Below are 14,826 nucleotides of genomic sequence, written 5' to 3'. Positions count from 1 at the left end.
CACCTCGGACCACCTCAGTGACGTCGAAGCGGTTCTACGACGCCTATTCACGCGGCTACGCAACGTACTTGGAGCGCCATACCGGCTATTTCCGCGCGGTCGAGAAGGAGGTAGCCGCAGCAGCCGGGAACCGGAGGGGTCTCGCACTGCTGGACGTGGGAACCGGTACCGGTGAACGTCTACAACGCGTGGTCTCGGAGATCCGCCCCGATCACGTCGCCGCCATCGACGAGAGCCCCGAGATGGCCGTTCTCGCCCAGAGCAACTGCCCCGGTGCCCAGGTGCTGGCGATGCCTCTCGGGGCGCCCGAGCTGCCGGGAGCATTTTCGGAGCGCTTCGATCTGGTGACCTGTCTGTCGAATGTCCTGGGACACATTCCGAAGACACAACTGGTACCGGGACTGAAGAAGATCAGAAGCCTTATGAAGCCCGGCGGTGCGTTCGTCTTCGATGTCAACAACCGTTACAACGCCGTCACTTACGGTCCGCTCAGCGTGATCCGCAACATGGCGAGGGACCGTGTGCTGCCCGGCGGTGGGGATTTCACGGCGGCGTACCGAAACGGCGACGAGGTTTTGCACACCCCGGTTCATCTGTTCAGCCCGTCCGAAGTGGCCTGGATGCTCAGGGAGTCCGGGCTCAAGATTGCGAGCATCGGCTTCCGGGACTACGTGACGGGTCAGGAACGCGGCCGATTCGGCGGAAGCATCGTAGTGAAGGCGGTCAGCGCATGAGCGGTTCCCTTGTCCACAGCCCGAAGGTGTTCCTTGCGGCGCCTTTCGGAAACTATGTACGCGAGGATGTGTTCCTGCCGGAGCGGAAGGCTGAAATTCTCAGTTACCACACACGGCTCTCCGAGTTGGGTGCCTCGGTCTTCAGCTCCCACATGAACGAGGAGTGGGGCGCCGCAGGGCTGCCGCCCGAGGACTGCATGCGGGACGATCTTCGTGCCCTGCACGCGTCCGACAGCCTGTGTGCACTCGTCGGTGACGAACCTTCGGCCGGAGTAGCCTTCGAGCTAGGGTACGCGGCCTCGATCCGCCGGCCCACGGTCCTGGTCACCACGTCCTTCGGCTCGCTCTCCTCCATGCTGAGGGGCATGGGCACCCTGCTCGAACTGGAAGTGGTCGAAGGAGACCTGGGCAGCCCGGCGGTCGTGGAGAAGGCGTGTTCCCTGGCATTCGACCTCGGCGCGAAGTACCGGCAGTCGGACCGTTTCTGGGAGAGCGCGGAGGTTGAACGTGCACTGAAGTTCCGCTCGCTGGGAGGAGTGCAGTGAACGCGTCGAGCACGACCCCCGGCGGTGTCCGGATCGGCATCCTGGGCGTGAATTTCGGCTGGGGGCCGCATGCCGCGCTGGAGACCGTCATCAGCGAGATCCGGCGGACGGTGCCCGGGGACTGCCAAGTCGTCGCTTTCGGGAGCGAGTACGGACGGTCCCTCATGCGGAACGTCGTCGACGAGTGGTGCGAGTTCGACGGCTCGGACTACGAGGCGTTGACGCGGGCGGCAGCCGCGAAGGATCTCGACGTGGCGCTCGTGACGCTGGACGGGTTCGCCGCCCGCGCTTTCGAAGCAGCGGGTGTGCGCACCGTCTTCGTCGACCTCATGCCCTTCTTGTGGCACGGCGCGGACCTTGCCGTGCCGCCGCTGGAGGTGAGCCGTTACCTCGCCCTGAGGCTCCCCGGCCTGTCCCAGCAGACCCTCGACTGGATGCGGGGCATCCGCAACCTGCAGTGGATCGGCGCGGTGGTTCCGTGGCAGCCGCCAGCCACGACGCGGCACACCTACGGATACGCGGAGGGAAACCGGAGAGCCATCGTCACGCTCGGCGGAATGCTCGGGTTGACCATGCGGGACACCACGACCTACCCGTCCCTGGTACTTCCGGGAGCCATCGAGGCGCTGATCGGAACCGGCTTCGAGAGCATCCTCATAGCCGCCAACACCCCGCAAGCGGATCTGGACGCCCTCGTCGCCCCGTACGTGGGGCGCGCGGAATTCAGCTTCGGTCCGCTGGCCCGTACCGAGTACCGCACGCGCATCGCGGAGTGCGCGCTCTGCCTCAGCCAGCCGGGGCTGATGAGCCTGCTGGAGGCAAGCTCCTGCGGGACGCCGCTGATCCGTCTGCCACCGCAGAACGTCTCCGGGTTCCAGCAGGCAGAGATCCACAGGATGGCGACCGGGGCCCACACCGGTGTGAAGTGGCCCACCGACGTCGTCGACGAAGCGGTGGTCGGGCAGAAGGCGGCGGAAACCGAGGCGGCCGGCAATGACTACGTCTACGAGGCGATCGCGGACGGTCTTCGCCAACGCTCGGACACCACGCGTCTCTCCATCCGGGCGCAACTGGAGAAATCGATCCCGGAGTGCCTGGCGCTTCCTGCCGACATCTGGACGGGCCTTGTGGAGAAAGTGGGGGCGGACGGCGCGAAGACGGCCGCGGAGGTCGTACTCGACACGGCCCGCGCGGCGCGGCGAAGTGACGGGGCAGCATGGCCAGGACCGTAGTCGTCTTCGGTGCCCTGGGGTTCATCGGAAGGTGTGTGACCGCGGCGTTGGGCGCGGACGGGTGGCACTGCATAGGGGTGGACCGGTACGGGCGTGCGACGGACGGCCCCGGAGATGTCGGCGGCCCCTACTACTCCGGAGACGACTGGTCGTCTCTCGCGCTGTCCCGATTCCTGCGGCACTGCGGCCCCGCCGTGATCGTCAATGCCGTGGGTGCCTCCTGGTCCACCGACCCCTCGGTGGTGCGCCGGGACAACGTCGTGTGGCCGTGCCGCCTCGCGGAAGCATGCGAACGGTCGGGGACGACGGAGTCGATCCTGCACCTCGGGTCGTCGCACGAATACGGTGACACCGCCCCGGGCGTACGGGTGAGTGAATCGAGCGCTCTGGCTCCCTTGACGACGTACGGGAAGTCCAAGACCGCGGGAGCCTCCCACCTGGTCCGCGCGGCCTACCGGATGAACAGGCCGGTGACGCTGATCCGTGCCTTCAACGTGATTGGCACAGGTCATGGCACGAACGGGATCTGGGCCTCCGCAGTCGGGCTGTACCGAGCCGCGGAGGAAGTGGGCTCGGACCAGGTGGTGGCAAACGTTCCGCTCCCGGAGACGGCGCGGGACCTGATCGATGTCAGGGACGTGGCGGGTCTGGTGAGCCTGGCCGCAGGACGTCCGGGGCCGGCGGTGGCCGCCTACAACGCGGCGTCCGGGTCCGCGACGAGCATCAGGCAGCTCTTCGACGCCTTCGCGGCGCGGACCGGGATCCCCTATCGGTTCGGGCAGGATCCCGGCGGTCTGCGCACCGGGTCGCAGTGGCAGTGCGCCGACATCGCACGTGCGGAATCACACCTCGGCTGGACGAGGCGCTTCACCCTGACCGATTCCATAGACACGGCCCTCGCTCGCGAAAGAACGGCGGCGGCTGCGCTCGGCTGATTCAGTCCGTACCAAGGCATATCCAGGGAAGCGGGGAGAGCTGTGTTCAGCAATACATCCATTCTGGCCGCGCGGCTGGCTGAGGAGGGCGGCTGGGCGGATACGGCCGCTGTCATAGACGAACAAACGGGTGAAATCCATCGGCACAGAGAAATCCACGCTCGCGCCCGCCAACTCGCCGACGAATTTCTGGACCATGGGATCGGTCCAGGTGATCATGTCGGGTTCCTGGTGGGCGACCGGCCCGAATGGATGCCCGCCTTCCTTGCCGTGCATGCCATCGGCGCAGTTCCGCTGGTGGTGAATCCGGACCTGGCGGCGCACGTGCAGTCAAGGATGCTGGGAATTCTGCCCACCAGGTTCGTGATCTCGTATCGCGACGACGCACTGCACATCGAGGGCCGCAACTCCCGGATTCCGGCCGCCCCTCACGGCCACCGGGACGGGCCGACGGCCTCGCGGTACTACCTGTACAGCTCGGGCACGACCGGAATTCCGAAGACCGTGGCACATACGAGTGCCGACCTGAGCTTCTTCCACGAAGCAGTGGGCGGCAAGAACGGCCTGGATATACGAGCGACCGACACCATCGTCTCGCTCTCGCAATACTATTTCACTTACGGATTCAACAACCAGTTCGTCTACCCGCTCTTCAGCGGTGCCTCGGTCGTGCTGAACAGGCAACGCAGGAACGAAGAGACGTTCGTCGACTCCCTGCACCGGTACGGAGCCACCCTGGCATTCTCCGTTCCGTCGGCGCTGGCCAAGCTCGCCGACCACATCGAGAGTTCGGCCGTCGAACGCCCGGCGGCGCTGCGAGCCATCGTGTCCGCGGGGGAACCGCTCCCTGACGCCGTCGCGGATCGGCTGGAGGACCGCTGGCAGGTCCCGGTGCTGAACCAGATCGGCTCCACGGAAGTGGGCAACGCCTTCTGCGCGAACGGAGTGACGCGCCGGGCCGCGGGGACCGCCGGTTTCGTCTGTCCCGGCTATGCGGTGCAGTTGCGGAGCGACTCCGGTCATCCCCTCCCGACGGCTGGATCGGAACAGAAGGTCGGCGCGGTGTGGGTCACCGGGCCGACCATTCCGAGCCATGCGGTCACCGTGAACGGGACGAAAGAGCTACTGGTCAACGGCTGGCTGGAGACGAAGGACTTCGGGTACTGGGCCGACAACGGCGGCCTGGTGGTCGTCGGACGCACGGACGACTTTGTGCATGCCGGTGGAATCTCCATGTCGGCGGTGGAGATCGAATCGGCCATCAGGAGCTGTGCGGGCGTCGAGGACTGCGCCGTACTCGCACCCCTGGTCGACGGTGTTTCCACACTGTCCGCGCTCGTGGTGATGAATCCGTCGACTGGGGAGCCGGAAGAATCCTTCGCTGCGCTGAGGGCGCAACTTCGCCGGCACCTGGACCCTTTTCGAGTCCCCAAACAGTGGACGCCGGTTTCGGAGATTCCACGCACCGGCAGTGGCAAGATCATGAGGCACAAGCTGAGTTCTGTGCTCGACAACGGAAAACATGGAATGGTTCGATGACCCGTATTCTTCTCGTCGACAACTACGATTCCTTCACCTACAACATCTGGATGTACCTGAGCGAGCTCCCGGATGTCGAATGCCTGGTCGTCAAGAACGACGACCCACTGGCATCCATATCATTGGAAGATTTCGACGGCATAGTGATATCGCCGGGACCCGGAAGTCCCGATGTACCTGCCGACGTGGGAATATCACGAACCATCGTGACGTCCGTGGACCTGCCGATTCTCGGTGTCTGCCTCGGGCATCAGCTCATCGGCAGCGTCTACGGGGCGAAGGTCGGGCCGGCACCCAGGATCATGCACGGGAGGTCGTCCCGGATCCGCCACGGCGAAGACCGTCTGTTCCGCGGAATGGACGAGGAGTTCACCGCGGTCCGGTACCACTCCCTGGCCCTCTCGGGCGTGGAAGAGCCGCTGGAGGTCATTGCCGAGGACGAGGACGGTGTCCCCATGGCGATCCGTCACGGCGACAGGCCGGTGTGGGGCGTTCAGTTCCACCCGGAGTCGGTTCTCAGCGACGACGGACGGCTTCTCCTGCGCAACTTTGCCGAGATCGTCACGGAGAGCAGGAACACATCGGCCGATCGTACGGACGGCAACGGCGCGATCGACTGCACATGGGTGTGCGTAGAGGGAAAGGCCGACGGACGGGCGTTGTTCGAAGCGTTCTGCGGGTCGTCGACGGAGAGCTTCTGGCTCGACAGTTCCGATACCGACCAGGCGCGGTTCTCCATCATCGGCGGGCTGCCTGACGCCCGCTCGACAACGGCAAGTTACCGCGTGGCCGAGGGGCGCGTCGAGGTGACGGAGTCCGACGGTTCGGTGCGGTATGTCGATGCCGACGTGTTCACCTTCCTGAAGGATCAGCAGCGCTTCCTCAGCGTGGACAGGGAGAAACTGCTGCCGTTCGCGTTCCGACCGGGCTTCGTCGGCTACTTCGGATACGAACTGAGGGCGGACACCGAGAAGATGGCCGTTTCCCGGCACTCTCGGCTTCCCGATGCCCGCTTCCTGCTCACCGATCGTTATGTGGTCGTCGACCACCTGGAGGACAGGGTCTACCTGCTGTTCGCGTCCGGCCGGGGGCTAGGGGAACGCGCCGATGCGCAGGCGTGGTTCGAGAGCGCGTCGCGCACGGTGCGGAAGGTGATCTCTGCGCCTCCCGGTGGCATGGAGCCGAGATCACCCACAGAGCCGGAGGAGGTTGTCTTCCGGGACAGCAAGGAGACGTACCTGGCAAAGATCCTGAAGTGCCAGGACTACCTGGCCAGCGGAGACTCCTACGAACTCTGCCTGACGAACGCCGCTTCCATAGCGGGTGAGTTCGACGCTGCCGAGACCTACGCGCGTCTGCGCACAGCCAGTCCGGTTCCCTACGGCGCGTTCCTTCGGACTTCGGAATTCTCCGTGCTGTCCGCGTCGCCGGAGAGGTTCATGACCATCGGAGGTGACCGGTCCGTGCGCGTGAGCCCCATCAAGGGAACGCGCCAGCGCGGTGCCACGGCGGACGAGGACGCGGCGCTGAAACGGGAGCTCGCGACCGACGAGAAAGAGGTGGCCGAGAATCTCATGATCGTCGATCTGATGCGGAACGATCTCAGCCGCGTCTCCGAGATCGGATCGGTACGTCCTGTGGAGTTGTTCGGCGTGCACACCTTCGCGTCGGTGCACCAGATGGTGAGCACCGTCGAGTCGAAGCTCCGGCAGGATGTCGCGGCGGTCGACTGCATCCGCATGGCCTTTCCGCCCGGCTCGATGACCGGTGCGCCGAAGTTGCGCAGCATGGAGATTCTGGCTGCTCTGGAGGAGGAACCGCGAGGCATCTACGCCGGCGTCCTCGGATGGGTGTCCCTCAACGGGCGCGCCGACTTGAGCGTGGTGATCAGGACCCTCGTCCTCGAGAAGGACTCCGCGTCGTTCGGATTCGGAGGCGCCATCACACTGCTGTCGGACCCGGAGGCGGAGTACGCCGAGACGCTGGTGAAGGCGGCCGCCCCGAAGTCCGCCTTCGGGAGCCTCGATTGACCGAGCGCGTTCGAGACAGCCGCAGGTGACAAATCAGGAGGCAGCGTGTCCGCAGACAGCGACAAAGACCAAATTCTGGAGCTCACCCGCAAGTACGGTGAAACCGGTGCCGCAGAGGAATTCGTTCCCGGCGTCACTCCCATCTGGCCTTCCGGTGCGGCGCTCGACCAGGACGACCGGGTCGCCCTGGTGGCCGCGGCGCTGGACATGCGCATCGCCGCCGGTGTGAGCGCGAGGAAGTTCGAGCGGGGCCTGACGAATCTCTTCGGGCTGCGGAAGGCCCATCTGACGAACTCGGGTTCCTCCGCCAACCTCCTGGCCGTGTCGGCGCTGTGTTCCCGGCAGCTCGGCGACCGCCGGCTACGCCCCGGGGACGAGGTCATCACGGTGGCCGCGGGCTTTCCGACCACAGTGAACCCCATCGTCCAGAACGGTTTGGTCCCTGTGTTCGTCGACGTCGAGCTCGGTACGTACAACACCACGGTCGAGCGGGTGGCGGCGGCCGTTTCCCCTCGCACCCGGGCGATTGCGATGGCCCATACTCTGGGCAACCCCTACCAGGTCGCCGAGATAGCCGCACTTGCCGAGAAGCACGACCTCTTTTTGGTCGAGGACAACTGCGATGCCGTCGGCTCGACGTACCAGGGCCGGCTCACCGGTACTTTCGGCCACTTCGCCACGCTCAGCTTCTACCCCGCCCACCACATCACCACGGGGGAAGGGGGGTGCGTGCTGACCAACGATCTGAAACTGGCGCGGCTTGTGGAGCAGCTGCGCGATTGGGGCCGGGACTGTTGGTGCGAGCCCGGTCAGGACAATACCTGCTTCAAGCGCTTCGATTACCAGCTCGGAACTCTTCCGCACGGCTACGATCACAAATATATATTTTCCGAAATCGGATACAACCTGAAGACGACCGATCTGCAGGCGGCGCTCGGGCTCAGTCAGCTGAGCAAGGTGCCGGAATTCGGCAAGATCCGGCGTCGCAACTGGAATCAGTTGCGAAAGGCGCTGGACAGATTGCCCGGTCTCATGCTGCCCGAGGCGACCCCGGGGAGCGACCCCAGCTGGTTCGGGTTCGTTCTGACCGTGCTGCCGGACGCGCCGTTCACCAGGCAGGAGTTGGTGGCCTTCCTGGAACAGCGGCACATCGGAACACGGCGGCTGTTCGGTGGAAATCTCACCCGCCATCCTGCTTACCTTGAGCGCGACTACAGAATTTCCGGTGAGCTGACCAACACCGACATCATTACCGAGCAAACCTTCTGGGTGGGAGTCTACCCCGGTCTGAGTATCGAGAAGATCGATTATGTGGCGGAGAGCATCATCGAGTTCGTGAAGGGCCGTACGCACGAGGTAGTGTGAAACCGGAGCGCCTCGTATCACGGCTGTGATAAGGTCCCGTCCGTGGGATATATCGATATGAACTCTATTTCTTACGGCCTGCCGGACGGCCGGGTGCTGCTCGATGAGATCTCGTTCCGGGTCGGTGAGGGGGCGAAGGCCGCGCTCATCGGTGCCAACGGATCCGGCAAGACCACGTTGCTGCGGATGATCGCAGGGGACCTGGCACCTCATGGCGGAGCGGTGAACCGGAGCGGAAGCCTCGGCGTCATGCGACAGTTCATCGCCCGCCAGGGTGACCAGGTCCGTGATCTGCTCTTATCGGTGGCGGACCCGCGCATCCGACGCGCCGCGGCGACCGTCGACGCGGCGGAAGCGGCCATGCAGGCGAGCGGGGACACCGCGGCGCAGATGGCGTACGCCAACGCGTTGGCCGAATGGGGCGATGCCGGTGGGTACGACGCCGAGGTGCTGTGGGACGTGTGCACCACGGAGGCCCTCGGCATGCCCTTCGACCGGTGCCAGCGGCGTGCCGTGGACACGCTCTCGGGTGGTGAGCAGAAGCGGCTCGTGCTCGAGGCGTTGCTGCGCGGCCCTGATCAGGTGCTCCTGCTCGACGAGCCGGACAACTTCCTCGACGTTCCGGGCAAGCGGTGGCTCGAGAGCCGCCTGATCGAAACTCAGCAGACCGTCCTGTACATCAGTCACGACCGCGAGCTGCTCGCCCGCACGGCGCAGAGCATCGTCACGGTCGAGCTCGGCGCGGCGGGCAACACCGCCTGGATCCACCCCGGGGGATTCGACACCTACCACCAGGCCAGGGTGGAGCGGTTCGAGCGCTTCGATGAAATGCGCAACCGCTGGGACGAGGAGCGCGCCAAGCTGAAGGCCCTCGTGCAGATGTACAAGCAGAAAGCCTCCTACAACTCGGACATGGCCTCGCGGTACCGTGCCGCCCAGACCCGGCTCGACAGGTTCGAGAAGGCGGGGCCGCCCCCCGCGCAGCCACGCGAGCAGCATCTGTCGATGCGGCTGCGCGGCGGACGTACCGGCAAGCGTGCCGTGGTCTGTGAAAGCCTCGAACTCACCGGCCTGATGAAGCCGTTCGACCTTGAGGTCTGGTTCGAAGACCGGGTTGCGGTGCTCGGGTCCAACGGTTCGGGCAAGTCGCACTTCCTGCGGCTGCTCGCCGCCGGCGGCAGCGTCCCCGAGCCCGAACACGAGCCGGTGGGTGACCTTCCGGTCGAACCGGTGCCGCACGAGGGGGTGGCGCGCCTGGGCGCGAGGGTGCGTCCGGGATGGTTCGCGCAGGTCCACGGACGGCCCGACCTCGCAGGGCGCACGCTGGTGTCCATCCTGCACCGCGGCGACGAGCGCCGGGAGGGGCTGCCGCGCGAGGAGGCTTCGCGGGCGCTGGCCCGATACGAGTTGGCGGGTGCGGCGGAGCAGACCTTCGAATCCCTTTCCGGAGGACAGCAGGCGCGTTTCCAGATCCTCCTCCTCGAACTCGGCGGCACGACACTGCTGTTGCTGGACGAGCCCACCGACAACCTCGACCTCGTTTCTGCCGAGGCGCTGCAACACGCGCTCCGCGGCTTCGAGGGGACCGTGCTCGCGGTCACCCACGACCGTTGGTTCGCCCGGGACTTCGACCGGTTCCTGGTCTTCGGCTCCGACGGCACCGTCTACGAGTCGCCGGAGCCGGTGTGGGACGAGAAGCGCGTGGTGCGGCGTCGTGGGTGACCAACTCACTTGATTTCATATGGAGGTGGACACCTGTCCATCATGTCGCTGGGTGAGGTTTCCTGAGGGTCAGTGGCGCCCGTCCGCTGTTCTGGTGGGGCGCGCGGAGCAGCGGGCGGCAACTCCCGTACAGTGTGCCCTGTAGTTCGGCCGGTAGGCGGCTGGGCGGCCCTGAGGCGACCGCGCAACCGTCCGCGGGTCCGCTCGCTTCCGAAGCGCCGGCGAACTGCCGGTCGAGGTCACGAATCGGGTTCCGGTCCCGGTCGGGCGCAAGCCTTGCGCGCGGTTCTCTTGATCCTGCAGCAGCGACCCTCCGAAGCCGGATCAAAATGGCAACGCACGCGTGGCTCACGTTTTGTCACGCCTGTGATATTGTGCTGAAATGCCAGCTCGGATTGACCTCGAACAGCGCCGCAAGGATGTCATCGAGGCAGCATTTCGCCTCCTGGTCGCCGAAGGCCTCAGCGGGTTGTCGCTGCGGAAGGTCGCCGTTGAATCAGGATTGAACATCGGTTCGGTGCGTCATTACTTTGATGACCACCGCAGCCTTCTCGTGGCGGCCGTGACCAACGTCGGCAATCGCATGGGGGAGAGGCTCACCCGGTATCCGACCGACGCGCTGGCCGGACTCGCGGGCGAATCCGCCGTCGATGCCCTGCAGTCACGTCTGGAGGAACTCCTTCCGGTCGACGAGGAACGCCGCGTCGAGGCGATTGTGCTGACGGAATTCATCATCGCCGCCCGGGTGAATCCGATTTTCCGCCCGGTGACCGAACAGATGGCCGCCGACATGCGGCAGGTCATCACGGATGCCCTGCGCGTTCTTGAGGTGCACGACCCGGCCGAGGAGGCCGAACGTCTCATCGCGGTCCTGGGCGGGCTGGTTCTGGACTCGGTGACGCCCCACGGATCGCTCAGCGTCGAACGCCTTCGGGCGACGCTGCGGGCGCACCTGTGCTCGATCTTGATGGGCGGCCCTGGCGTCGACGCCGCACCGACCGACGACTGACCTGGTATCTGCGCCATCAGGCACGGTCGAAGTACCTGAGGAGATCCGTTGTGCCCGCGTGGCTGTTTGCGCTGCTCGTTGCGGCTTTTGTCCTGTACACCGACGACTATGTGATTGCTGGGGTCCTGCCGGAGATCGCGCGAGATCTGGATGTCAGTGAGGCGCATGCCGGCCAACTGGTGACCGTCTTCTCCCTCACCGTCGCCGTGGCCGCCCCGATCGCCGGATTCGCTCTTGCGCGGGTGTCCCGGCGTCGCCTGTTCACCACCGCGTTTGTGATCTTCGTTGCGGCGAACCTGGTGGCCGCCACGACCAGCAGCTTCGGTCTCCTGATGGCGCTGCGGGTCGTTGCGGCGTTGGCGGCGGCGGCCTCGACTCCCGCGGTGTTCGCCTTCGCTGCCGAGCGCGCCCCGGAAAGCCACATCGGACGGTACGTCGCCGTCGTGGCGCTCGGTGTCACGGGCTCGATCGCGGCGGGAGTTCCGATCGGCACGTGGATCGGGGGCCATTACGGCTGGCGGGCGACCTTCGTCGCCATGGCGGTGGGCGGGGTCGCAGCACTGGCCTTCCTGCTCGTGGCCCTGCCTCGCGAGGGCGACAAGGCGAGCGAAGTGCCGGACATCCGCGAGCAGTTGCGGGCCCTCAGTAATCTGCCGGTGTCGCTCGGACTTCTGGCGAACTGCGTGCTCATGACGGGTTCGATGATGATGCTCACGTACATGGCCCCCTATCTCGCGGCGGTGAGCGAGGCCAGCGTGGATCAGCGAGCGCTCGCGTTCAGCCTGTCGGGGTTCGCCGGCATCGTCTGTATCTGGGCGGGCGGGAAGGCCACCGACCGGTGGGGTCCGGACCGCGCCCTGGTCACCGGAATCGGACTCTTCACCGGAATCATGGTGGTGCTGGGCCTGCTGTGGTTCGTCCGTCCGGTGCCCTTCACCGTCCTCGTCGTGGTGGGCACGATCTGGGGCGGCATGGCCTTCTGGAATTCCCCGGCCATTCAGGCACGACTCTATCTGCTCGCCGGACCGGCCGCCGCCCAGGCCTTGGCATTCAACACGTCGAGCACCTATCTCGGGGTCTCGCTGGGCGGAGCCATCGGCGGCCTGACGCTGGGCAGCTTGGGCGCTGGACTGCTGCCGGCCGTCGCAGCCTTCCTCGGACTGAGCTCACTGGGGCTGCTGGCACTCGCCATCGGTGCCTCGAAGAAGACGGTGAGCAGTGCGGAAGCGGTGGCGGAGAACTGAATCCTGCAAGAGCGAAGGAAGGAGTTGCCATGACGACGTTCATGTTGTTCGGGCCCGCCGATGCTGCGGTGGACTTCCGCGGCTACGAACCGATGCTGCGAAACTCGGAAGTCGCGCAGTCGATTTATCGTGAGTTTGCCGAGGCAATTGAAGTTCCGGTGGACCGCCTCATCGACGGAGAGGTGCCGCACGTCCATCCGGTGCTGGTGCGCTGGATACGGCAAATGACCGCCATGCTCAGCGTGGGGAGGATACTGGAGCACCATCACGGTGCCGTCTCCGTTTACGGCGGTGTCTCCTTGGGGGAACTCGCCGCACTGCATTCGTCCGGAGCGGCCTCGACCGAAATGGTGGTCAGCTTCCTTCGGGAGAGGCATCTGCAAGACACCAAGAGGGACGAGGCAATCGGTTTCGCGTTCGTACCTGCGCCGATCGACTGGCGCTACTACGACCAGCCGGAGCGAATGACCATCTCCTGCGACTTCGGTTCCGTCCTCAACGGAGCCGGCCGCATGATCATGGTGTCCGGTCTGCGGTCGGCGCTGGAATCGGCGCGCAGCGAGGGACCTGCGGACCTACAGGTGGTGGACCGGTCCCTTGCGCATCAGGCGTATCACTCACCGTTCAGGGAGCCCAGTCGTCAGCGGCTGGAAACTCTACTGAAAGAGAATGAGCTCGGTCACCCGAAAGCTCCTGTGGTCACCGCCGTTCCCGGTATGTACACGCTGTCCTCAAGCGCGGAGGCCGCGAAGGCACTCGTCGCGAGTGAAACCCGGTCTCTCGACGTTCCGGGCCTGGTCGAAGCTTTGCAGCAGTTCGCGCCAGACAAGGTGTACGTGATCAGTTCATTCCTGCGCCAATTGGAGATTGATTTCCAAGCGGCGACCGAATACGTTGACGATTCCTGGCTGAAGCAAAATTTCGGCTAGTTCCAGCGGAGTGAACGGATGTGCCCCGCACTGCGGTGATTGCCTAGTAGCCCGCAGTTGCCTCCGCTCGGAACCTCTCTGCGGCCGAGCTGATCCCAGTAATGGATTCCAGCCCTTATCCGGCGCGACCTGCACCGCGTGATCGCATCCAAGGAGTCTCCTGTGCTTGAAGCTGGGCAAATGGCAAATCCTACGACCAAGTCCATTGCCGAGATGGGCTGGAGTGTACTGACGAGAAACGATCCGGGCCTCGGTGCGCTCCTCGATGCCGAGGCGAAGTACCAAACCGCAAGCTTGTCGATGGTGGCCTCCGCCAGTGTGGCCCCGCCATCCGTCCTCTGTGCGAACGGCACAGTCATGTCGAACATCACCGCCGAGGGCTATCCGGGGGCGCGTTACCACCCGGGTGCCGTGCACTTCGACGGGATCGAGAGGCTCGCGGTGGAACGTGCCAAGCGCGTCTTCGGCGCCCGGTACGCGAACGTCCAGCCGCACTCCTGCTCATCGGCAAACCTGGCGGTCATGGCGGCTCTGCTGCCCCGCGGCGGAAGAGTTCTCGCGCTGGATCTCGATTCCGGTGGACATCTGACGCACGGAGCGAGCGCATCGGTCAGCGGGAAGTACTACGACGTGGCCCGCTATGGCGTCGAACCCGACGGAAGTCTCGACTACGACAAGATCCTCGACCGCGCGCTCGAACACCGCCCGAAGGTCGTCATCGCGGGAGCGAGCGCGTTTCCCCGATGGTTGGACTTCGCCCGGTTCAGGGCCATCGCGGATCGTGTCGGCGCCTACCTCCTCGCCGACATCTCCCACATAGCCGGCCTGGTCGCCGCAGGACTGCATCCGAGCCCGATCGACTACGCCCACATCACAACGACCAGTACCTACAAGCAACTTGCAGGTCCCCGAGGAGGCTTGATCCTGCTCGGCAAGGACCACCGTCGGGCCTCGCCGGACGGCCGGACCGAGCTGTGGAAGCTCATGCAGCGCGCGGTGTTCCCCGGGTTCCAGGGAACGCCGGACCCGTCCTCGATAGCGGCCAAGGCGCGCGCCCTGGCCATCGCGTCGAGCGGCGGTTTCCAGGCCACGATGAAACGCGTCGTGGATGACGCGAAGGCGCTGTCGGACGAGCTCGTGACGCTGGGGTACGACGTTCTGACCGGGGGCACCGACAACCACATGGTCCTGGTCGACGTCCGGGCCGCGGGGCTCACCGGGGTCGTGGCCGAACGGGCACTCGAAGAATGCGGAATTATGGTCAACAGAAACAAGATCCCCGGAGACCCGCTTCCGCCTACGGTCGGCGGCGGCCTGCGGTTCGGCACCAATATCCTTGCGCAGCGGGGAATGGGGCCCTTCGAGGTTCGTGAATGCGCAAGGCTCGTGCACGAGGTGCTGTCCGGTATCAAGGTCCAGGATTCCACTCATTATGAGCTGACAGGAACGCTCCGCGAATCGGTGCGTGGCCACGTGAGCACCCTCTGTGCGCGGTTTCCTTTTCAGTTCGAAGCCGAGTAGACGCCCGCCTCGTTCGGAAGG

General features: G+C 65.4%; 12 protein-coding genes. All 12 read left to right on the top strand.

Annotation, left to right across the window (positions count from 1 at the left end; all coding sequences use genetic code 11):
• The first annotated feature begins 17 nt into the window (after window positions 1-17).
• The 12 genes from NRF20_RS01985 (at window position 18) to glyA (ending at window position 14,805) form a co-directional block, all read left to right on the top strand.
• The gene (locus tag NRF20_RS01985) at window positions 18-734 is read left to right on the top strand and encodes a class I SAM-dependent methyltransferase (protein WP_413751853.1); all 717 of its coding nucleotides are present in this window, start codon (window positions 18-20) and stop codon (window positions 732-734) included.
• Window positions 731-1,279: a nucleoside 2-deoxyribosyltransferase gene (locus NRF20_RS01980; RefSeq protein WP_413751852.1), complete on the top strand. Its 549-nt coding sequence runs from the start codon at window positions 731-733 to the stop codon at window positions 1,277-1,279. The genes NRF20_RS01985 and NRF20_RS01980 overlap by 4 nt, the downstream gene beginning before the upstream one ends.
• The gene (locus NRF20_RS01975) at window positions 1,276-2,511 is read left to right on the top strand and encodes a hypothetical protein (protein WP_413751851.1); all 1,236 of its coding nucleotides are present in this window, start codon (window positions 1,276-1,278) and stop codon (window positions 2,509-2,511) included. Before NRF20_RS01980 ends, NRF20_RS01975 begins: the two co-directional genes overlap by 4 nt.
• Complete coding sequence (locus tag NRF20_RS01970; RefSeq protein ID WP_413751850.1) at window positions 2,496-3,446, top strand: NAD-dependent epimerase/dehydratase family protein; 951 nt, start codon at window positions 2,496-2,498, stop codon at window positions 3,444-3,446. The genes NRF20_RS01975 and NRF20_RS01970 overlap by 16 nt, the downstream gene beginning before the upstream one ends.
• A 42-nt stretch (window positions 3,447-3,488) precedes the next feature.
• A complete protein-coding gene (locus NRF20_RS01965) occupies window positions 3,489-4,985 on the top strand; it encodes a class I adenylate-forming enzyme family protein (RefSeq protein ID WP_413751849.1) in 1,497 nt (498 codons plus the stop codon).
• Window positions 4,982-7,015: an aminodeoxychorismate synthase component I gene (gene pabB / locus NRF20_RS01960; protein ID WP_413751848.1), complete on the top strand. Its 2,034-nt coding sequence runs from the start codon at window positions 4,982-4,984 to the stop codon at window positions 7,013-7,015. Before NRF20_RS01965 ends, pabB begins: the two co-directional genes overlap by 4 nt.
• Window positions 7,016-7,060: 45 nt before the next feature.
• Window positions 7,061-8,380 carry a lipopolysaccharide biosynthesis protein RfbH gene (gene rfbH, locus NRF20_RS01955; protein WP_413751847.1) on the top strand — a complete coding sequence of 440 codons (1,320 nt, stop codon included), beginning with the start codon at window positions 7,061-7,063 and terminating at the stop codon, window positions 8,378-8,380.
• Window positions 8,381-8,422: 42 nt separating this feature from the next.
• Entirely contained in the window at window positions 8,423-10,102 is a 1,680-nt protein-coding gene (locus NRF20_RS01950) for an ATP-binding cassette domain-containing protein (protein ID WP_413751846.1), read from the top strand.
• 382 nt (window positions 10,103-10,484) lie between these two features.
• On the top strand, window positions 10,485-11,111 hold the full coding sequence (locus NRF20_RS01945; RefSeq protein WP_413751845.1) for a TetR/AcrR family transcriptional regulator: 627 nt from the start codon (window positions 10,485-10,487) through the stop codon (window positions 11,109-11,111).
• Window positions 11,112-11,161: 50 nt separating this feature from the next.
• A complete protein-coding gene (locus NRF20_RS01940; protein WP_413751844.1) occupies window positions 11,162-12,355 on the top strand; it encodes an MFS transporter in 1,194 nt (397 codons plus the stop codon).
• A gap of 29 nt (window positions 12,356-12,384) precedes the next feature.
• Complete coding sequence (locus tag NRF20_RS01935; RefSeq protein WP_413751843.1) at window positions 12,385-13,284, top strand: hypothetical protein; 900 nt, start codon at window positions 12,385-12,387, stop codon at window positions 13,282-13,284.
• A 138-nt stretch (window positions 13,285-13,422) separates the two neighbouring features.
• On the top strand, window positions 13,423-14,805 hold the full coding sequence (gene glyA / locus NRF20_RS01930; RefSeq protein WP_413751842.1) for a serine hydroxymethyltransferase: 1,383 nt from the start codon (window positions 13,423-13,425) through the stop codon (window positions 14,803-14,805).
• Window positions 14,806-14,826: the final 21 nt, after the last annotated feature.

This window comes from Streptomyces sp. R-74717 (genome assembly GCF_047305335.1).
GTDB classification, from domain to species: Bacteria; Actinomycetota; Actinomycetes; order Streptomycetales; family Streptomycetaceae; genus Streptomyces; species Streptomyces atratus.
This window is presented reverse-complemented; position numbering and strand designations above follow the sequence as displayed.